The organism is Micromonospora sp. NPDC002575 (genome assembly GCF_042889525.1).
Lineage (GTDB): Bacteria > Actinomycetota > Actinomycetes > Mycobacteriales > Micromonosporaceae > Micromonospora > Micromonospora carbonacea.
Map to the genome: position 1 here is coordinate 256,332 of NZ_JBIARA010000002.1, position 19,115 is coordinate 275,446.

Sequence of the window (19,115 nt, forward strand, 5' to 3'; positions counted from 1 at the left end):
GCCCAGCGACGTCCCGCCCTGCGCCGTCCCGCCCTGCGCCGCTCCGCGCTGCGCCGCTCCGCGCTGCGGCGGCCCGCCGTGCGGCGGCCCGGCCAGCCGGCGGAACACCATCGCCGACTGGAAGCCGCCGAACCCGCTGCCCACCGACAGCGCCACGTCCACCGGCAACTCCCGGGCCACGTTCGGCACGTAGTCCAGGTCGCACTCCGGATCGCGGGTGGCCCAGTTGGCCGTCGGCGGCACCACGCCGTACTCGATGGCGAGGGCGCAGGCGGCCATCTCGATGGAACCGATAGCGCCGAGGGAGTGCCCCACCATGGACTTGATCGAGCTGATCGGCACCCGGTGGGCGGCCTCGCCGAGGGCCCGCTTGAACGCCGCCGTCTCGTGCCGGTCGTTCTGCCGGGTGCCGGAGCCGTGCGCGCTGATGTAGGAGACCTGCTGCGGGATCAGCCGCGCCTGCTTCAGGGTCGCCGAGATGGCCAGCCCCATCTCCAGCCCGTCGGGGCGCAGCCCCGTCATGTGGTAGCCGTTGCTGCGGCTGGCGTACCCGGCGACCTCGCAGTAGACGTGCGCGCCCCGGCGGCGGGCGTGCCCGTACTCCTCCAGCACCAGCACCGCCGCGCCCTCGGCGAGGACGAAGCCGTGCCGGTCGGCGTCGAACGGGCGCGAGGCGTGCGCCGGGTCGTCGTTGTCGGGGCTGGTCGCCTTGATCGCGTCGAACGAGGCGACGGTGACCGGGGAGATCGGCGAGTCCGCCGCACCGGCGAGGACGATGTCGGCCTCGCCGTCGGCGATGAGCTGGTGGGCGTACCCGATGGCGTCGATGCCGGAGGTGCAGCCGGTGGAGACCACCTGCGCCGGGCCGTGCAGCCCGTGCCGGCAGGCCACGTCGGCGGCGAGGCTGCTGGGCACGAGCGCCTGGTAGAGGTACGGACCGCCACGGTCGTGGTCGACCAGCCAGCGGCTGCCGGAGTCGCTGACGGTCACGTACTCCTGCTCCAGGGCCATGGTGCCGCCGACGGCGGTGCCCAGCACCACCCCGGCGCGGTCGCGCTGCGCGTCGGTCAGCTCCAGGCCGCTGTCGGCGACCGCCTCGATCGAGCAGGCCAGGGCGAACTGCACGTACCGGTCGGCGCGGAGCCGCTCGGCCTCGGTGAGCCCGGCGGCGACCGGGTCGAAGTCGCACTCGGCGGCGATGCGGGAGCGGAACGGCGACGGGTCGAAGAACGTGATCCGCCGCGTCGCCGTGCGCCCCTCCGTGATCGTCTTCCAGAACCGGTCCCGGGTCACGCCGCCCGGGGCGACCACCCCGATGCCGGTCACCACCGTGCGGCGCGCGGTCACGACGCGCCCCGCTGTTCCGCCGGTTCGGTGTCGACGTGCCCCAGCTCCGGCCGGGGCGCGAGGGGACCCAGGTGGAACACCACCTCGGCCGGCTCCTCGCCGGTGTTGCGCAGCCGGTGCCGCACGTTGACCGGCACGAACAGCCCTGCCCCGGCGGCGAGCGGCACCGGCCGGTCGTCCAGGTCAACGGTGATCGCCCCCCGCGCCACGTACAGGAACTCCTCGCTGTACGGGTGGTAGTGCTCGGCGATGCGTTCGCCCGGGGCGAGGGCGGCGACGCCCATGAACCCGGAGGTGCTGCCGACCGTCCTCGGCCCGAGCAGCACCCGCAGCTCGCCGCCGCGCCGCCGGTCGGCCGGCACGTCGCGGGCGGCGACCGTCCGGTACGCCGGGTCGTCGGCGGTCCGCTGGGCGGTGGTCTCACTCATCGTCGCCTCCGGTGGTGGCGGCGCCGGTCCGCGCCGCCTGCTCGATGCGTTCCTTGATGACCGCGAGCTGGACGCGGCTGTTGGTGTTGATCCGCTCGGTCATCCCGGCGTTGTCCAGGGGGGCGCTCGGGTGCATGGCGAAGTCCTGCACCCACGTCATCCGGGTGCCCTCCGGCTCGGTGTCGTAGCGCCAGTGGATGCGCATGTACTCGAACGGGCCGGTCTCCACCCGGTGCGCCCGCACCTCGCGGTTCTCCCAGTCGGTGGTGCGTTCGCTCACCCAGCTCCACACGGCGCCGTTCTCGTCGGGGTGCATGGTGAGGCGGAACCGCACGGTGCGGCCGTCGCGTTCGAGGATCTGCGCCGAGGCGTACTCGGTGAACAGGTCCGGCCAGTTCGCCACGTCGTTGGTCAGCTCCCAGACCAGCCGCAGGGGCGCGGCGATGACGATGCTGTTCTCGGTGTGCCCGGGCGGGTCGGTCGCCCGGGTCACCAGGTCGGCCACCTCGGCGATGCTCAGCCGCACGGCGTCCTCGGGCAGGCGCACCCGGTACCGGTCGGCGACCACCGCGGACAGTTCGAGCAGCGCGAGGGAGTCCATGCCGAGGTCCTCCAGGGATGCTTCGGGCTCCCGGGCCGCGGCCTCGGCGTCCAAGCCGCAGTTCGCCACCAGGATCTCGGTGATCTCGGCGGTGAGCGGGCGGCCGTGGGTGACGGTCATCAGTTCCTCCTCTGGTCGGGGCCGGACGGACCGGCGGCGGGGACGGGAACGGGGCTCCTCCCGTCGTCCGGTGCGGCGGGACCCGGCGCGGGTGGGCACGCGTCGGCGGGCACGCCGACGACCCCGGGGCGGGCTGCCCCGAAGCGGCGGAAGCGCTGCCTGCGCCGCCGGACCAGCGCCGCCGCCGGCACGTCGAGCAGCGGGGTCAGGTGCGCCAGCACCGCCCGCCGCAGCAGTTCCCCGGCGGCGGCCGGATCGGCGTGCGCCGCCGGCACGGGCTCGGGGACGATGTCGTCGGCGATGCCGAGCGCGCACAGGTCGGGCGCGGTCAGCCGCAGCGCCCGGGCCGCCTGCGGGGCGGCCGAGCTGTCCGGCCAGAGGACCGCCGCGCAGCCCTCGGGGCTGATCACGGAGTAGACGGCGTGCTGGAGCATCAGCACCCGGTCGGCGACGGCGAGCGCCAGCGCGCCGCCGCTGCCGCCCTCGCCGGTCACCACCGCGACCACCGGCACCGGCAGGCCGCTCATCGTCAGGATGTTCTCCGCGATCGCCGCCGCCTGCCCCTGCATCTCGGCGGCCACGCCGGGGTCGGCGCCGGGGGTGTCGACGAGGGTGACCACGGGCAGCCCCAGCCGGGCTGCGAGCCGCATCAACCGCAGCGCCTTGCGGTGCCCGGCGGGGCTCGCCATCCCGAAGTTGCGGGCGGTCAGCTCGGCGGTGGTGTGTCCCTTCTGGTGACCGACGACCACGAGGTGCCGGTCACCGAGCCGGGCCAGCCCGCCCACCACCGCCGGGCAGTCCGCGCCGAGCCGGTCGCCGTGCAACTCCACGAAGCCGTCGAAGGCGGTGGCGAGGTAGTCCAGCGCGGTCGGCCGGCCCGGGTGCCGGGCGATGCCCACGGTCCCCCAGGCGTCGCCGGCCGCGCCGCCGCTGCCGGCCGGCGCGGGGCCGATGGCGGGGCGGCGGGTGGCGGGGCGGCCGGTGGCGGGGCTCGCGCCGGCCGGCTGGCGGGGCAGCAGCCGCGCCGGCTCCCGCCGGAGCACGGCGCGCCGGCCCGCACGCGCCGCGGCGAGCAGCGCCACCAGCCGGGCGCGCAGGGCGGGGCGCGGCACCACCATGTCGACCTGGCCGTGCCGCAACAGGAAGTCGGCGCTCTGGAACCCGTCGGGCAGGTCCCGCCCGGTGACCTGCCGGACGACCCGGGGACCCGCGAAGCCCATTCGCGCGCCGCTCTCGGCGAGCACCAGGTCGGTGTTGGTCGCGAACGACGCCGCCACCGCCCCGTACGTCGGGTCGGTCAGCACGCTCACCGTCAGCAGCCCCGCCTCGCGCAACTGCGCGACCGCCTGGCTGACCGTGACCATCTGCATCAGCGACAGCGCGCCCTCCTGCATCCGCGCCCCGCCGGAGGCGGTGACCACGATCAGCGGCACGCCGTCGGCCAGGGCCCGATCGGCGGTACGGGCGACCAGCTCGCCGGCCACGCAGCCGAGGCTGCCCCCGAGGAACCGGAAGTCCATCACGGCCAGGGCCACCGGGTGGCCACCGAGGCGGGCGGTGCCGCAGACGACCGCCTCGGGCAGGCCGGTGCCCTCCCGGGCCGCGGTGAGCCGGTGCGGGTACGGCAGCACGTCGACGAAGCCGATCGGGTCGACGTCGCCCGGCCGGTCGGGCAGCGCCGCGAACGAACCGGGATCGACCAGTTGCCGCAGCCGCTCCGGCGCGCCGAGCCGGGCGTGTGCGCCGCACTCCGGGCAGACGTCGAGGTTGCGCCGCAGTCGCCTCCGGTAGAGCAGGGCGGCGCATCCGGCGCAGCGCGACCAGCCGGGTTCGCCGACGGTGGCGGTCACGGCCGCCGCCCCCCGTGGTCCCAGTGGTAGAAGCAGCGCGCCATGGCGTCCCGGGGCGAGCGCCAGGTCGGCAGGTACGGCGAGACGTACGGCCGCAGCCGCTCGCTGACCCGGGTGAACTCGGGGTGATCCCGGATGCCCTCCACCGCCGTCTCCCCCGGCCGCTCGGTCACCAGCAGGTGGACGTAGAGGTCACCCAACCGGTACAGCGACCGGTGCCGGACCCCGGCCAGGTGCGGCAGCTCCGTCGCGTCGGACTCGGCGAAGATCTCGGCGACCTGCCTCTCGGCCTCGGGAACCACCCTGGCGACGATCAGCGAACGATCCATGGACGTGCCCTCCTCGGACGGGCGGCGGCGCGGCGTGAACTCGCCGTCACACGGGACGACTGCCGCCACGATGCGCGCACCGCCGTCACCGAGGCGTCACCGCCGATCCACTCCCCGACACGACCAGTAGTGACGCTGCGTAGATGCTTCCTGTGGACAATCCATGCTTCACCTGAAAGGCCGACCCCGATGGCGACAAATGTTCGCAGTTGGCAGGCGTTTCACCGGCCACGATGACAGCGGCCACGCCCTACCCCAATGTTGACTCACCGTAATCACTGTTGTTAATCTTCGGGCGGGCCAGCCCGGCGGTCGCGCGCCCGAGCCGCGCCGCGTGGAGCCACCGCAGACAGTGGCGCCCCCGGGGCGGGCGCGCCGGGACGCACGAGGAGTCCGGACGAGGTCCGGTGCAGGGGGTGCCGCCGTGACCGCTGATCCGCCCACGCCGACCACGGGCGACGGGCCCGCCCCGGACGTCTCGCTGCACCTGCTCGGCGGCTTCCGCCTGCTGCATGACGAGACCCCCGTCGTCGTGCCACGCGGCCTGCAACGGGTCCTCGCGCTCATCGGGCTGCGCCCCGGCGCCACCCGCAGCCACCTCGCCGGCCTGCTCTGGCCCGAGGCGCCGGAGGAACGGGCGTTGTCCTCGCTGCGCACCGCGCTGTGGCGGCTACGCCAGGACCCGTGCTGCCCCCTGGTCACCACCGGCGACACCACCCGCCTCGACCCCCGCGTACGGCTCGACGTCGACGACCTGACCAGCACCGCAGCCCGCGTCCGCGACGGCGACGACCCGGGCGGCGCCGGCACCGCGCTCACCGCCGGCCGGCACGACCTGCTCCCCGGCTGGTACGACGACTGGGTGCTGCTGGAACGGGAACGCCTGCGTCAACTGCGGCTGCACATGCTGGAGCAGGTGGCCCGCAACCACCTCGCGGCGGGACGGCACGGCGAGGCCCTGGAGGCCGCGCTGGAGGCCATGGCGGCGGAGCCGCTGCGCGAGACCCCGCACCGGCTGGTGGTGCGCGTCCACCTCGCCGAGGGCAACGTCTTCGAGGCCGTGCACGCCTTCTACGCCTACCGCGACCTGCTCCTGCGGGAACTGCGCCTGGAGCCGTCCCCGGCGATGACCGCCCTGTTGCACGACACGCTCGCGCCCATCCGGCAGGCCAGCCGCCCGACGCCTCCCGAGCCGCGCCGCGGCCCCACCTCCCGCACGGGCCCCGGCCCGCGCTGACCCGGAGACACCCCACCGAGCCCCGGGTCGACCCGGAACGTCACCATCGACACACCCACGGTGACGGCAATGTGACAGGCCGGCCGGCATGGTGGTCGCAGAAACGGTGCCGTGGTCGCCCGACCTTGATCCAGGAGCACCGCCTGCGGGAGGGGTCCCATGAGTCGTCTACTGATCGTCAGCAGGATCATCCCCGGCGCGGAGGGACGCGTGGCGCAGATCTTCGCCGAGTCCGACGCGACGGAGTTGCCGGGCCTCACCGGCGTCCGGCACCGCTCCCTGTACTGCCTGCACGACCTGTGCGTACACCTGATGGAGACCGCCGACGTCGACGCCGACGCCCTCGCCGCGGCCCGCAACCACCCGCTCTACCTCCAGGTCAACGAGCGGCTCTCCGCGCACACCTCGCCGTACCTGCCGACCTGGCGCTCGCCGCGCGACGCGATCGCGAGCTGCTTCTACAGCTGGGACGCCACCTCGTCGGTCGGCGTCACCGGCGCGGCCGGCTGAGCCGGAGAGCCGCGACCATGGTGGCCAACCCGCCGCACGTGGTGATCATCGGGGCCGGCACGGGCGGCCTGTGCCTGGCCCAGGGGCTGCGCCGGGCCGGGATCGGCGTCTCCGTCCACGAACGGCACGCGACCCGCGCCGACGGGCTGCTCGGCTACCGGGTCGGCATCGGACCCACCGGCAGCCGGGCGCTGCGGGAGTGCCTTCCGCCGGAGCTGTTCGACATCTTCGCCGTCACCTGTGCCCGCGGCCCCCGCTACTTCAACGTGGTCACCGAACGGCTGCGGCAGACCGCCTCGTTCCCGCTGCGCCCGGACACCGACGACGTCGGCGCCGAACGCTCGGTCGCCCGGATGACCCTGCGCCAGGTCCTGCTCACCGGCCTGGAGGACGCCGTCGAGTTCGACAAGACGTTCACCCACTACGAGCAGCGCGACGACGGCACGGTCACCGCCCACTTCGCCGACGGCACCACGGCCACCGGCGACCTGCTGGTCGCCGCCGACGGCACGCACTCCGCCGTACGCCGCCAGTACCTGCCGCACGCGGTGATCCGCGACGCCGGCACCATCAACATCGCCACCCGGATCCCGCTGACCGAACACACCCGGTCGCTGCTGCCCGAACGCGTCGCGCAGGGCATCTCGCTGGTCTTCGGCGCGGGCGGGACGATGGGCGTGCTGCACGTGATGGAGTTCAAGTGGGACCGCAACGGCGACGTCAAGCCCGGCGTCGCCGCCGCCGACGCCGACCTGCTGCGCCGCTGGCCCGGCCTGCGTCACGACACCACCCGCGACAACATCAACTTCATCATCTGGAGCACGGCCCGCCGGTTCCCCGCCGACGTGCTGCGCCGCCGCGGCGACGACCTGGTCCGGCTCGCCCAGGACCTCACCCACAACTGGCATCCCGACCTGCGAGAGTTGCTGGCCCGCAGCGACCCGGGCAGCGCCCTGCCCATCAGGGTGTCCACCTCCGAGCCCGTGCCGGCCTGGAAGAGCAGCACCGTGACCCTGCTCGGCGACGCCATCCACACCATGACCCCGGGGCGTGGGGTCGGCGCGAACACCGCCCTGCGCGACGCCGCCCTGCTCTGCCGGCAGGTCAGGCTGGCCGCCGCCGGCGAGAAGACCCTCGTCCAGGCCGTCGCGGACTACGAGGCCGCCATGCTCCCGTACGGGTTCGCCCGCGTGCACGACTCGCTGCACCGCAGCGGCACCAGCGGCGACGACCGGATCTACCGTCCGGTGATCGGGCGGCTCGCGCTGCTCGGGGCGCGCGGCTACTTCGGCATCACCAGCCGGGTCCCGCGGCTGCGGCGCAAGTTCGTCGACGACTTCTACACCTATCGCGGCGAGGAGGACTGAAGGCCGGCCGTCCACGCTCGGTCACCCCGCCGCCACCCCGGGTACGAAGCACCCCACCAGCGCCGGAAGCCCCCGGACCTCCCTGTCGCCGACACGGCGCGTGTGCGAAGCTGCGACGGAATTTTTCTCGCGACTTTTCACCGATGCTTCTCAAAGAGGGAGGTTCGCCGTGCCGTCGAGTTTCGGGCAATGGCTGATCGTGATCCTGGCGCTGCTGGTGGGTGCGGCAGCCGGATGGGTGCTGCGTGGCCGGCAGGAGACGCCCTCCAGCGCGACGCCCATCGTGGAGGGTGACCCGGTCGCCGGCGTGGCGGTGGTGTCCAGCCCCGCCCCCGAGGCCACCATCGACGAGCCGCGGCCGGAGGCGACGGTGACCCCGGCGTCGGCCCCCGTCGCCGTCCTCGACCGCCCCGCCCCGGACACGGCCTCCCCCACCCCGGCCGGCGGGGTCCTCGCCGACGCCGACCCGGCTGCCTTCACCTCCCCGGACGACGCACCCACCGCCCCGGTCGGCACCACCCCTGCCGGCGCCGGGACCGCCGAGGACGCCTCAGTCGACACCACCCCTGCCGGCAGCGGGCCCGCCGGGGAGGCCGCACCGGAGACCACCCGGGCCGACGAGCCCGCGGCGACCGCCGACGACCCGGAGCCGGCGACGGTGCCCGAGCCGGTCGCCGTGACGCCCGCCGAGCCGGTGGCGGAGGCCGAGGCCGCGACGCCCGTCGTCCCCGCGCCGCGTACCCCGGTCGACGACGCCGTGTCGCCCGCCGCCGACGGGCCCGCGGCGCAGGACGCCCCGGTCGAACCCGAGCCCGCAGCCACCGCCGCGGTCGAGCCCACGCCGGTCACCGCGCCGGTCGAGCCCGAGCCCACGCCGGTCGCCGCCGCGGTCGAGCCCGAGCCCACGCCGGTCACCGCCGCGGTGGCGAGCACCGGGTCGACCGACGACTTCCGTCGCATCCAGGGCATCGGCCCGAAGATGGCCGCCGCGCTCCAGGACGCCGGGATCCGCACCTACCAGCAGCTCGCCGACTCCGACGAGGCGGCCCTGCGGGAGACGATCCGCGCCGCCGGCCTGCGGGCCGCGCCCAGCCTGGCCACCTGGCCCCAGCAGGCCAAGGTCCTGGCCGGCGCCCCGGCCGAGGCCGACCGGGTGCTCCCGACGGGCGGCACCGAAGACTGACGGCCGCCCGGTGGCGGCGCGCCACCGGGTGGCACGGGGATCCGGCAGGTCGCCGGCATCGCTGCCCCGTCCGCGCCTGCGCGGACGGGGCAGCGGCCGTTTAGCCGATCGTGGCGGTTGGGTACATCGGGCTCACCTCGAAACTCACCGTCACCCGGGAGGAAGCCATGCGGCGCGGCCCGTCGATTCTGGGAATCATCCTTGTCATCTGGCTGGTCATCGGCGCCATCGCCGCTGGGCAGCGGGGCTACTACAACGGCGACGACAAGAACTGCGCCGAGGCGGGCACCATCCTGGTGACCATTGTCGCCGGTCCGTTGAACTACATCGGCGCCAACCCGAAGGTCGACTGCGAGCTTCCCGAGCCGTCCAAGTAGGACGGGCGACACGGCGCGAGCGGCCCGCCCCCTAGAGGGGGCGGGCCGCTCGCGCTTCGTGGTCCCGCCAGCGTTCTTGGACAGTTGCCGTCACGAGCGAACCGGAACTGACCAAGATCTGCCGCCGGGCGCGGCGCGTCGAGCAGGTCGAGCGCGTCGGGCGCGTCGAGCAGGTCGGGCGCGTCGGGCGCGTCGAGCAGGTCGGGCGCGTCGGGCGCGTCGAGCAGGTCGGGCGCGTCGGGCGCGTCGAGCCAGCCGCGCGGTCAGCGGAAGCAGTGGGCGATCGTGGCCTTGCTGCCCACGCAGTTGGTCGGCCGGCTCTCGATCACGACGCTGGCGTCGTCGATCCTGACCTGGGCCCGGTCGGCGAAGATCCCGCCCGGGGACAGGGTGGCGCTGTCGTCGACCACCTTGCTCTTGAACAGCGAGAGCTGCCCGGCGACGGCGTGGACGCCGCCGCCGGTGGACTTCGCGCCGACCGCGGCGTTGCCGCTCACCTCGCTGGTGCGTACCAGGGTGTTGGAGCGGTCGGCGAAGATGCCGCCGCCGACGCCCCGGGCGTGGTTGCCGGTGACGACACTGTCGTCCATCGGCAGCAGGCCCTGGACGCTGGAGATGCCCCCGCCGTTGCCGCTGGCGGTGTTGCCCTGGACGACCAGGCCGCGCAGGACCAGCACCGCGTCGGAGTTGGCGATGCCGCCACCGACCTTGGCGGTGTTGTCCACGACCCTGGTGTCCTCGACCTTGGTCCGGGCCGAGAAGCTGGCCAGGCCGCCGCCCTGCCCGGCGACGTTGTGCGTGAGGACGGTCGTGGCGACGTCGGCCGCGCCCCGGTAGTTGGCGAGCCCGCCGCCGTAGCCGCTGGCGCTGTTGTCGCGGAACTCGGTCTTCGACATGGTCAGCACGCCGCCGTTGAGCATGCCGCCGCCCTTGCCCTCGACGCCGGCGGCCGAGTTGCCGACGAACCGGCTATCGCGGACCACCATGTTGCCGTCGTTGAAGACCCCGCCGCCGCCCTCCTTCGGCGAGACGGAGGTGCTGCCGACGACCGTGGTGCGTTCGAGGACGGCCGTGGCCCCGTGCACGACGTGGACGCTGCCCCCCTCCGAGGTGGACCGGCCGTTGCGCAGGGTGACGTCGCGCAGCGTCAGCTCGCCGCCGTCGCGCACGGTGAAGAAGCGGAAGGTCTCGGCGTTCTCGCCCCGGGCGATGGTCGCCCCGGAGCCCTCGACGGTGATCGCCTGGTAGATCACCGGCAGGCCGGTGTTGTCGTCGCCCGGCTGGCGCGGCGGCAGCTCGGCGTCCCCGGGCGTCTCGGCGGCGTCGGCGGCCTCCCGGGCGTCGCGGATGCCACCGTCGTACTCGTCGGGCTGCTGGAAGGCGTGGCTGAGCGTGTAGGTGCACTTCGGCGCGAGCCGCACCGTCGCCCCGCCCTCCGCGTTGGCCTGCACGAGCGCGGCGACGAGCCGGGCCGAGTCGCAGGGCACGGTGAGCAGGGGCGGTCGGTGTGTGCCCGGCCCGTCCGGCTTGCCGTCCGGAGCGTTTGCTCCCTCCGGGGCACCCGCACGGTCCGGGGTGCCCGCACCGTCCGGAGCGCTCGCCCCGTCCGTCCCACCCTCGGGCTGGCGGGGGCCGCCCGGGGCGCCCTCGTCGGGGCTGTCGTCGCCCACGGCCGCAGCCGCCTGCACCTGGTCGAAGATGCCGGGAGCACGGTCGGCGGCCAGGGCGGCGACGCCGGTGACACCGGCCGCGCCGACCACCAGGCTGCCGGCCACCACGCCGCCGGCTAAGAACCACCGGGACCGCCGCCTGCTGGGCGTCGCTCGCCGGTTGCCCTGGTACGTGAACATCACGGTCCTGCCTCTCCTGCACGAAATGACGCGGCGACGCCGGAACGGGGCGCCGGGTGGCGGACCTCGCGGGAGCCACCGGAGGTCACGATACGGAGAGGAAACGGGCAAGTCAGGCGTACGTGAATAAACGTACGATTCATGTCAGGACGGGTGATCCGGGTCGTCTCCGGGGAAGGTTCCCCGCCGCTCAGCCGCCGACGTGGATCCCGGGGCGGCGCGAAGGATCCCGCTCCGACTTGCGGATGATCTCCCGCACCACCGGCGGGGTGTCGCCGCGGCCCAGGATCAGATAGCGCAGCAGGTGGGCGATCGGGTTGCCCTCGGACCACTCGAAGTGCGCATGCGGGCGGACCCCGGTGGCGTCGCGCAACGCGAGCAGAATCGCGGCGATCGCGTTCGGCACGGCCGGGCTGGCCGCCCGCAGCACCCGGTACCCCCCGACCTCCACCCCGTACACCCGCAGCACCCGGCTGAACTCCGACGGGTCGACCACGTCGACCTCCAGGAACAGCACGTCGGCGGCGCCCGGGACCGGGTTCATGCCGCGCTGCGCGCGCTCCTTGACCGTGTACTCCTTCGCCGCACCGCTGTCGCGCTTGTTGGCGATCAGGTGCAGCCGGCCGTCGTGGGCGAGGGACTCGGCGACGAACCGGCGGGCGGCGTCGTCGAACTCGATCCGGTCGGCGCGCAGCTCCGTGGTGCGGGTGACCCGGGAGATCAGCGAGACGCCGATGATGCCCGCGATGAACAGGCCGGAGATGGCGATCCCGTCCGGCTTGGCGATCACGTTCGCCGCGAGGGCGTAGAGCAGGACGACCGTGAGCACGGCGAAGCCGACCGCCGCGAACCGGTGGCGGGCGCGGGCCGTCGCGATCGTCACCGCCACCGCGGCGGAGACCATCATCGCCAGGATCCCGGTGGCGTACGCGCCGGCCTGGGCGTTGACGTCCGCGCGGAAGGCCACGGTGATCACGATGCTGATCAGCGTGTAGACGATCACCACGGGGCGTACCGCCCGGCCCCACTCCGGCGCCATCCCGTACGAGGGCAGGTAGCGCGGCACGATGTTGATCAGCCCGGCCATCGCCGAGGCGCCGGCGAACCAGAGGATCAGCACGCTGCTCACGTCGTAGGCCGTGCCGAACGCCTCGCCGAGCCGCTCGTGCGCCAGCCAGGCCAGCGCCCGGCCGTTGGCCGCCCCGCCCGGCCGGAACTCCCGAGCGGGGATCAGCAGGGTGGTGACGAGGGTCGTGGCGACCAGGTACACCGACATGATCAGCGCGGCGGCGGCGAGCAGCCGGCGCGTGTTGCGGATCCGGGCGGCGAGCCGGCGCTCGGCGTCCGGGCCGTCGCCACGCACCAGCGGCATCATGCTCACCCCGGTCTCGAAGCCCGACAGGCCCAGGACCAGCAACGGGAAGGCCAACACCGCCGGGCCGAGGAGGCCGGCCACCCCGCCGCCGCCGGCCGTCAGCGCGGCGGTCCAGTCCCCCACCGTCGCCGGGTCCGCCACGATCGCCGCCACGCCCGCCGCGACGATCACCGCGTTCAGCGCCAGGAAGACCACCACCAGGGGCACCGCCACCGTCACCGCCTCGCGGAACCCGAGCAGGAACACCCCGCCGAGGACCACCAGCAGCAGCACGGTCACCGCCACCGCCGCGAGGGCGCCGCGCGGGAAGGACGCCGGCAGGTACGGGTTCTCCAGCAGGTGGACGGTCGCGTCGGCGGCGGACAGCGTGATCGTGATGATCCACGAGGTGGCCACGAAGCCGAGCAGGACGAGGACGAAGACCTTGCCCCGCCAGAACGGCAGCAGCCGCTCCAGCATCGCCACCGAGCCCTGCCCGTGCGGGCTCTCCCGGGCCACCCGCCGGTACATCGGCAGCATCCCGAACAGGGTCAGCGCCACGATCAGCAGCGTCGCCACCGGGGAGAGCGCGCCGGCCGCCAGCGCGGCGATGCCGGGCAGATACGACAGGGTGGAGAAGTAGTCGACGCCGGTCAGGCACATCACCTGCCACCACGGGTGCGCCCGGCCCTGCGCCTCCCCGGCCTCCGGCCCGACCGGCGGCACCCGGTGCTGGAACAGCCAGCGGCCGAACCGGCCGTCGGGCGGCTCGGGGCGGGCCGGGCGCTCGACGCACGCCGGGACCACCACCCCGTCGGGCGGCACCGTGGGACGCCGGTGACCCCGGGTCCGTCTCGGCTGCCCGCCGTCCCGCCGCTGCGCCATGCGCGCCCCCTCCACGCCCTGCCCCGACCGTAGGCGCAACCCGCCGTCCGCTCCGGCGGAACCGGCGAGGAAGGTCGGGCGGAACCGGCGAGGAAGGTCGGGCGGGTCCGCGTTACGGACAGGGGGGTGCCCCCGCGCTTCCCCCCCGGTAGCGCGGGGACCCCCCGTACCCGGCTACTGCAGGAACGCCCCGAGGGGCGAGAGCAGCAGCCGACCGAGCGCGGCGGCGTTGTCGTCCAGCCGTTCGCGCTCAGACTCGCGGGCCTCCGGATCATGCCGGCAGCGCCAGATCTTCTGGGCGTTGCGCCACGCCACGTTGCGCGTGTACTCGATCAGTTCGCCCTGGTACCAGTCGTCGATGTCGCCGTTGAGCATGTCGATCATGAGTTGCCAGTTGTCCAGGTAGCCGCGCCGCAGCTCCGGGATCCGCTCGGCGAAGATCTGGTTGATCTCCAGGTAGTCGCGGTGCTGGTCGGTGCCGTCGACCGGCTCGGACTCCAGGCTGTCGAACGTGGTCACCAACGCGAACGGCAGATCGAAGTTGATGTGGGCGTTCACGCCGGCCGCGGCCGACGGCAGCGGCCGGGCGTCCGGGCCGCGCATCCGCCGGAACAGGCAGGCCCAGGCCCGGGGGGTGGCCGGGCTGGACTCCGTCCAGTAACGCAGCGCGTCGAAGTAGCGGGCGGCGAACTCCACGTCGAGCCGGGCCAGGAAGACCGGGTCGGCGAAGCGGTCGTCGTACAGGCCGTTCAGCACGCTGGTGGTGATGGTCAGGTAGAGCTCGTTGAAGTCCGCGAGGGGGCAGCTCGCCTCCAGCGGGGGCAGCCGCACCAGCAGATCCTGGAGCTTGGTGAGGTGGTCGACCACCGCCGGCACGTCCGCCGGGTGGTCTGCGAGCAGCCCCACGATGTCCTGGTGTACCGGGCCCCAGACCGGTTCGCCCATCCCCATTCGTCCTCCCCCCTGCGCGCCGCGGCATTCCCGTGCCGCGGCGTCGGGGCACAGCCTCTCAGCCGTGCTCCGTGCGGCGGATCAGTAGAACGACGTATAAGCGGGCGACGGGCGTACGCCGTGGAGGAGCTACACGGGACGGTTGCGGAGGAAGATCGCGCTGGCCTGCACGCGGGTGCGCACCTGGAGCTTGTCGAAGATGTGCGACACGTGCACGCCGATGGTGCGTTCGCTGATGAACAGCCGCTGGCCGATCTCCTTGTTGGTCAGCCCCTCGGCCACGGCGGCGAGCACCTCGCGCTCCCGGGCCGTCAGCACCGTCAGCTCGTCGCCGGCCGGCTCGGCCCCGGCCGCGGACCGCCCCTCGGCGGGGACGCCCCGCTCCTCCAGCGCCACCCGCGCCCGGGTCGCCAGCGTGCGGATCTCGGCGCTCAGCGGCTCCGCGCCGAGCCCCTGCGCCACCTGGTACGCCTCGCGCAGCAGCTTGCCGGCGGTGGCCGTGCGGCTGCGGCGGGCCAGCAGCGCCTCGGCCTGCCGCAGCCGCGAGTACGCCGCCGGGTAGGGGTGGTGGCGTCGGTCCCACTCGGACACCGAGCGGGCCCACAGCTGCGGGTCGCTGCCGTCGAGGCGGCTGACCTCGGCCTCGCACAGCGCCAGGAACCCGTCGACGACGTCGCGCACCGGCCGGGCCGCGTGCTCGCTCTTGCGGGCCACCCGCTCGGCCACCTCACGCAACCGGCGCACCACCGTCGCATCGACCGTGGCCCGGGCGGCGTGCGCCTCGGCCTCGGCGCGCAGCCCGTGCCAGACCAGGGCGGCGAGGATGCCGACGTCGTCGGAGCGGATCTCGGTGAGGCCCCGCTGCACCGCCTGCCGGGCCAGGTCGTGCCGGCCCTGCCACATGGCCAGCCCGGCCCGCAGGGTCAGCAGCGGGATGACGTGCCGGGCCCCGCCGCCGGCCAGCACGGTGGCCACCGCCTCCAGGTCCCGGTCGGCGGCCTCGATGTCGCCGTACCCGACGGAGAGCCGGCAGCGGGCCAGCAGCAGCTCGACGGCGTCCGCGCCGGACGGGCGGTGCCGCAGCGCCGCCGCGACCACCTTCTCCGCCTCGGCCCACTGCCCCACCCGGAACAGCCCGTTCGTGGCGATGGCCAGCAGCCGGGTCTCGTAGGTGCGGCCCAGGCCCAGCTCGGCGACCCGCTCGGCGCCCCGGCGGGCCACCACCACCCCTTCCTCCAGGATGTTCAGCGGCCCGGTCAGCAGCTCCGCCAGGTGCAGGTACGCGCACGCCACGTCCTCGGGCCGGCCGGCCCGCTCGGCGGTGTCGAGGGCCTCCCGCATGACCGCCAGCCCGGCGTCCGGGTCCTCCAGGTATGCCTCGCTGAAGCCCAGCGCCATGCTGGCCAGCACCACCTCGGAGACGGAACCCTCCACCTCGGCCGCCAGCTCCAGGGCCTCCCGGGCCCGGTCGCCCGCGTCGGCGTAGCGGCCCAGGTGCAGCAGCAGCTCGGCCAGGTGCGCGGCGGCGGTGGCCCGCTCCCGGGGGGTGCAGTCGGCGGCGGCCAGCGCCCGCCGGTACTCCGCCTCGGCGGGCGCGGAGCGGCCGGCGGCGGCCAGGTAGCGGGCCCGCCGGATGTGCAGCGCGCAGGCCGGGGGCGCGTCCTCGGCGTCGGCCAGCTCCTCCAGCAGGGACAGCGCGCGGGCGTGCTCGCCGCAGTGGTGGGCCGCCTCGGCGGCGTGGCGCAGCAGCTCCACGCGGTCGGCGGCGAGCCCGCCGTCGACCGGGGCGGCTCCGGCGGCCGGCGAACCGGCCAGTTGCAGGGCCACCGACCAGTGCCGGTGCGCCTCGGCGTAGCCGTGCAGCCGCTCGGCCTCCTGCGCCGCCGCGACCGCCGCCGGCAACGCCCGCGCCGGCTCCCCCGCCAACCGCCAGTGGTGGGCCAGCCGCGCCTGGTGCAACTCCGCCGGGGCCGTCGTCAGCGCCTCCGCGTACCGGCGGTGCAGCACCGACCGCTCCGCCGGCAGCAGCTCGTGGGCGAGCACCTCCGCCACCAGCCGGTGCCGCAGCCGGTAACCGTCGTCGTCGCCCACCAGCAACCGGTGCGCCACCGCCGCCCGCACCGCCTCGATCAGCTCGCCCTCCGGCAGCCGCGTCACCTCGGCCAGCAGCCAGTGCCCCACCGGCTCCACCCCGGCGGCCACCGCGTGCACCACCTCGTGCGCCGCCTGCGGCAACGCGTCCACCCGGGCCAGGAACACCTCCCGCAGCGTCTCCGACAACCCGTCGCGCCCCTCGCGCAGGTCCCGCGCCAACTCCTCCACCACGAACGGGTTCCCGCCGCTGCGCTGCCACAGCGACTCCGCCGCCTCCGCGCCCAACGGCCCGCCCAGCACCGCCGCGGCCAACTGCTCGGTGCCCGCCCGGTCCAGCGGCGCCAGGTCGAGCACCCGCACCGACCGCAGGCGACGCAGCTCGGTCAAGACCCGCCGCAGCGGGTGCGCGCCCTGCAACGATTCCGCCCGCACCGCCGCCAGCACCGACAACTGCAGGTCGCCGAGCCCGGCGAGCAGGTAGAGCAGCAACTGCCGGGTGCTGCGGTCGACCCACTGGAGATCGTCGAGCACCAGCACCAACGGGCGGCCCTGTGCCACCAGGTGCAACCCCCGGGAGACCCGCTCCAGCAGGGCGCCCGCCCCGTCCGGGCCGGCCGTCTCCGCGGCGAACATCTGCAACAGCCCGCGCACCGCCGACGACGTCCGCGCCTGCGACGCCGTCAGCTCGGCGTCGAAGCGCCGCAACGCCTGCAACAGCGGATGGAGGGGAGACGAGTCGCCGATGTCGAGACACGAGCCGGTGAGCACGAGCGCGCCCCCGGCGCGGAACCGGTCGCCCGCCTCGCGCAGCAGCCGGGTCTTGCCCACCCCGCTCTCGCCCGTGACGAACACCGCCGCGGTCTGCCCCGGGCCCACGCCGTCGAGCAGCGCGGACCGCAGCGTCGCGAGGTGGTCGGCACGGCCGACGAGTGGTGCCTGGTCCACATCGCTGGCCATGGTTCGCAGCCTAGTCACAGGCCCCCGGACCGTTCTACGGGTCTTCGCCCCCACTGGTACGCCTCGCGTCGACATTGCGACCAAAGGTTGCGGTAGGCCGACATACGTCGTTCTGCCGATCCCCCGTCGGACCGGTGGTGGGAGTCTCCTGAGGTCGTCAGGCACCAAGCGGGGGGAGAGGCGGTGCGATGCCCATGTCCACGATCGTCACGGAAACGCAGTCGTCGACGCCGGCCGACTGGCCGGTGCCCGAGGAACGCCGAACGGTCAGCGTGCTCTTCGCCGACATCGTCGGCTCGACCGCGCTGATCGACCGGCTCGACCCGGAGGAGGTCCGGGCGCTGCAACGTGCCTACTTCGACACCGTCGTCGGGGTGCTGGCCCGCTGGGGCGGCGTGGTCGAGAAGTACGTCGGCGACGCCGTGATGGCCCTGTTCGGTGCCCGGGAGTCCGACGGCCACGACGCGTACCGCGCGGTGCGGGCCGGGCTGGAGATCCAGCGCGCGCTGGACGGGCGTGCCCTGCCCGGCGTGGCGGCCCTGCGCACGCGGGTCGGCGTCGCCACCGGCGAGGCGCTGGTGGACGTCGCGGCCATCCGCGACGGCGCGCACGGCATGGCCAGTGGCGCGGTGATCACCGCCGCCGCCCGCCTCCAGGAGCACGCCCCGCCCGGCGGCGTCGTGGTCTGCGCGGCCACCCGCCGCGCCACCGCCGGGGTGATCGTCCACCGGGCGCTCGGCCCGCTGACCGTCGCCGGCAAGTCGCTGCCCATGGACGTGGCGCTCGCCGTCGCGGCCGACCGCGCCGAGCCGGTCCGTCACCATGGCCGGCTGGTCGGTCGCCGCCGGCAGCTCGCCGTCGCCCGGGACCGGGTGGTCCGGGCCGTCCGCGGGCGCGACCCGCGGTGGGTGTCGCTGGTCGGCCCGGCCGGCAGCGGGCGGAGCCGGGTGCTGCACGAGCTGCGCCGCACGGTCGCCACCGTCGACGGCGTGCCGGTTCGCTGGTACGCCGCGGCCTGCCCGCCGCGTCCCGAGCGGCCGGTGGAGCCCGTCGCCGACCTGCTGCGCGCGTTCGCGGGCCTGCGCGCCGACGAGCCGCCGGCGACCGTACGACGACGGCTGCTGGCGGCGCTCGACGGCCTGGTCGCCCCGGGGCGGCTGCCGTCCACGGTGGTCGCGCTGGAAGGGCTGCTCGACGGGTCGTCGCCGGTCGGCGCGGCGGTGTGGCAGCGGGTGCTGCTGCGCCTGGCCGACCGGCAGCCCGTCGTGCTGGCGGTCGACGACGCGGACCGGGCCGCCCCGGCGACGGACCGGTTCCTGCGCGCCCTGTTCGCCGCGGCCGTCGCCCGGCGGGTGCCGCTGGCGGTGGTGACGACGCGGCGTCCGGAGTGGAGCGCCGGGCGTCCCGGCCCGGAGGGCAGGCACGACGAGGTGCCGCTGCTCCCGCTGCCGGCGGTGGAGACCGGGCGGCTGCTGCGCTGCCTGCTGGCCCGGGCCGGACAGCCGGCGGCGCTGGCGGCCCGGCTGCTGCCGCTGGTCGGAGGGCTGCCGGGGCACGCCGAGGCGTACGTGCGGCACGTGGCCGCCGGGGCGGACCCGGCGCAGCCGCCGCAGCGGGTGCTCGCCGACGCCGCCGCCCGCCTGGACGCCTGCGACGGCCGGGAGCGCGCCGCGCT

13 protein-coding genes and 2 pseudogenes are annotated in these 19,115 nt (G+C 75.1%); 6 read left to right on the top strand and 9 right to left on the bottom strand.

Annotation, left to right across the window (positions count from 1 at the left end):
- Positions 1-90: 90 nt before the first annotated feature.
- The 5 genes and pseudogenes from ACFYWL_RS04610 to ACFYWL_RS04630 all read right to left on the bottom strand — a co-directional run.
- Positions 91-1,347: pseudogene (locus ACFYWL_RS04610) on the bottom strand (beta-ketoacyl-[acyl-carrier-protein] synthase family protein); the annotation flags it as partial.
- On the bottom strand, positions 1,344-1,775 hold the full coding sequence (locus ACFYWL_RS04615; protein WP_386967308.1) for a cupin domain-containing protein: 432 nt from the start codon (positions 1,773-1,775) through the stop codon (positions 1,344-1,346). The gene ACFYWL_RS04615 and the pseudogene ACFYWL_RS04610, both read right to left, overlap by 4 nt.
- A complete protein-coding gene (locus tag ACFYWL_RS04620; RefSeq protein WP_386967310.1) occupies positions 1,768-2,496 on the bottom strand; it encodes an SRPBCC family protein in 729 nt (242 codons plus the stop codon). The genes ACFYWL_RS04615 and ACFYWL_RS04620 overlap by 8 nt, the downstream gene beginning before the upstream one ends.
- Complete coding sequence (gene accA, locus ACFYWL_RS04625; protein WP_386967313.1) at positions 2,496-4,346, bottom strand: acetyl-CoA carboxylase carboxyl transferase subunit alpha; 1,851 nt, start codon at positions 4,344-4,346, stop codon at positions 2,496-2,498. The genes ACFYWL_RS04620 and accA overlap by 1 nt, the downstream gene beginning before the upstream one ends.
- Entirely contained in the window at positions 4,343-4,675 is a 333-nt protein-coding gene (locus ACFYWL_RS04630) for a TcmI family type II polyketide cyclase (protein ID WP_386967315.1), read from the bottom strand. Before ACFYWL_RS04630 ends, accA begins: the two co-directional genes overlap by 4 nt.
- Positions 4,676-5,099: 424 nt before the next feature.
- Between ACFYWL_RS04630 and ACFYWL_RS04635 the strand changes: the two genes are divergently transcribed.
- The 5 genes from ACFYWL_RS04635 (at position 5,100) to ACFYWL_RS04655 (ending at position 9,349) form a co-directional block, all read left to right on the top strand.
- The gene (locus ACFYWL_RS04635) at positions 5,100-5,912 is read left to right on the top strand and encodes a BTAD domain-containing putative transcriptional regulator (RefSeq protein ID WP_386967318.1); all 813 of its coding nucleotides are present in this window, start codon (positions 5,100-5,102) and stop codon (positions 5,910-5,912) included.
- A gap of 159 nt (positions 5,913-6,071) precedes the next feature.
- A complete protein-coding gene (locus tag ACFYWL_RS04640) occupies positions 6,072-6,422 on the top strand; it encodes a TcmI family type II polyketide cyclase (RefSeq protein WP_386967319.1) in 351 nt (116 codons plus the stop codon).
- A gap of 17 nt (positions 6,423-6,439) precedes the next feature.
- Entirely contained in the window at positions 6,440-7,789 is a 1,350-nt protein-coding gene (locus ACFYWL_RS04645; RefSeq protein WP_386967321.1) for an FAD-dependent oxidoreductase, read from the top strand.
- A 169-nt stretch (positions 7,790-7,958) separates the two neighbouring features.
- Positions 7,959-8,972, top strand: coding sequence for a helix-hairpin-helix domain-containing protein (locus ACFYWL_RS04650; protein WP_386967324.1), 1,014 nt, complete (start codon positions 7,959-7,961; stop codon positions 8,970-8,972).
- A gap of 167 nt (positions 8,973-9,139) precedes the next feature.
- Positions 9,140-9,349 (top strand): hypothetical protein, encoded by a 210-nt coding sequence (locus ACFYWL_RS04655; protein ID WP_386967787.1) that lies wholly within the window; start codon positions 9,140-9,142, stop codon positions 9,347-9,349.
- A gap of 263 nt (positions 9,350-9,612) precedes the next feature.
- Here the strand turns inward: ACFYWL_RS04655 and ACFYWL_RS04660 are convergent, their stop codons facing one another.
- From ACFYWL_RS04660 to ACFYWL_RS04675, 4 genes are all read right to left on the bottom strand, one after another.
- Positions 9,613-11,199, bottom strand: a complete 1,587-nt coding sequence (locus ACFYWL_RS04660) for a hypothetical protein (protein ID WP_386967789.1) — start codon at positions 11,197-11,199, stop codon at positions 9,613-9,615.
- A gap of 190 nt (positions 11,200-11,389) precedes the next feature.
- Positions 11,390-13,438: an amino acid transporter gene (locus ACFYWL_RS04665; RefSeq protein ID WP_386967326.1), complete on the bottom strand. Its 2,049-nt coding sequence runs from the start codon at positions 13,436-13,438 to the stop codon at positions 11,390-11,392.
- Positions 13,439-13,612: 174 nt separating this feature from the next.
- Positions 13,613-14,383: a DUF5995 family protein gene (locus tag ACFYWL_RS04670; RefSeq protein WP_386967329.1), complete on the bottom strand. Its 771-nt coding sequence runs from the start codon at positions 14,381-14,383 to the stop codon at positions 13,613-13,615.
- 135 nt (positions 14,384-14,518) lie between these two features.
- Entirely contained in the window at positions 14,519-17,440 is a 2,922-nt protein-coding gene (locus tag ACFYWL_RS04675; RefSeq protein WP_386967332.1) for a helix-turn-helix transcriptional regulator, read from the bottom strand.
- A 194-nt stretch (positions 17,441-17,634) separates the two neighbouring features.
- Here ACFYWL_RS04675 and ACFYWL_RS04680 point away from each other — a divergent pair.
- Positions 17,635-18,747: pseudogene (locus tag ACFYWL_RS04680) on the top strand (adenylate/guanylate cyclase domain-containing protein); the annotation flags it as partial.
- Positions 18,748-19,115: the final 368 nt, after the last annotated feature.

Excerpts from the sequence above, each read along its gene's own strand:
- ACFYWL_RS04675 (WP_386967332.1), bottom strand. The coding sequence starts at position 17,440 with ATGGCCAGCGATGTGGACCAGGCACCACTCGTCGGCCGTGCCGACCAC.
- ACFYWL_RS04645 (WP_386967321.1), top strand. The coding sequence starts at position 6,440 with ATGGTGGCCAACCCGCCGCACGTGGTGATCATCGGGGCCGGCACGGGC.
- ACFYWL_RS04665 (WP_386967326.1), bottom strand. The coding sequence starts at position 13,438 with ATGGCGCAGCGGCGGGACGGCGGGCAGCCGAGACGGACCCGGGGTCAC.
- ACFYWL_RS04660 (WP_386967789.1), bottom strand. The coding sequence starts at position 11,199 with ATGTTCACGTACCAGGGCAACCGGCGAGCGACGCCCAGCAGGCGGCGG.
- ACFYWL_RS04670 (WP_386967329.1), bottom strand. The coding sequence starts at position 14,383 with ATGGGCGAACCGGTCTGGGGCCCGGTACACCAGGACATCGTGGGGCTG.
- ACFYWL_RS04655 (WP_386967787.1), top strand. The coding sequence starts at position 9,140 with ATGCGGCGCGGCCCGTCGATTCTGGGAATCATCCTTGTCATCTGGCTG.
- ACFYWL_RS04640 (WP_386967319.1), top strand. The coding sequence starts at position 6,072 with ATGAGTCGTCTACTGATCGTCAGCAGGATCATCCCCGGCGCGGAGGGA.
- ACFYWL_RS04620 (WP_386967310.1), bottom strand. The coding sequence starts at position 2,496 with ATGACCGTCACCCACGGCCGCCCGCTCACCGCCGAGATCACCGAGATC.
- ACFYWL_RS04615 (WP_386967308.1), bottom strand. The coding sequence starts at position 1,775 with ATGAGTGAGACCACCGCCCAGCGGACCGCCGACGACCCGGCGTACCGG.
- ACFYWL_RS04630 (WP_386967315.1), bottom strand. The coding sequence starts at position 4,675 with ATGGATCGTTCGCTGATCGTCGCCAGGGTGGTTCCCGAGGCCGAGAGG.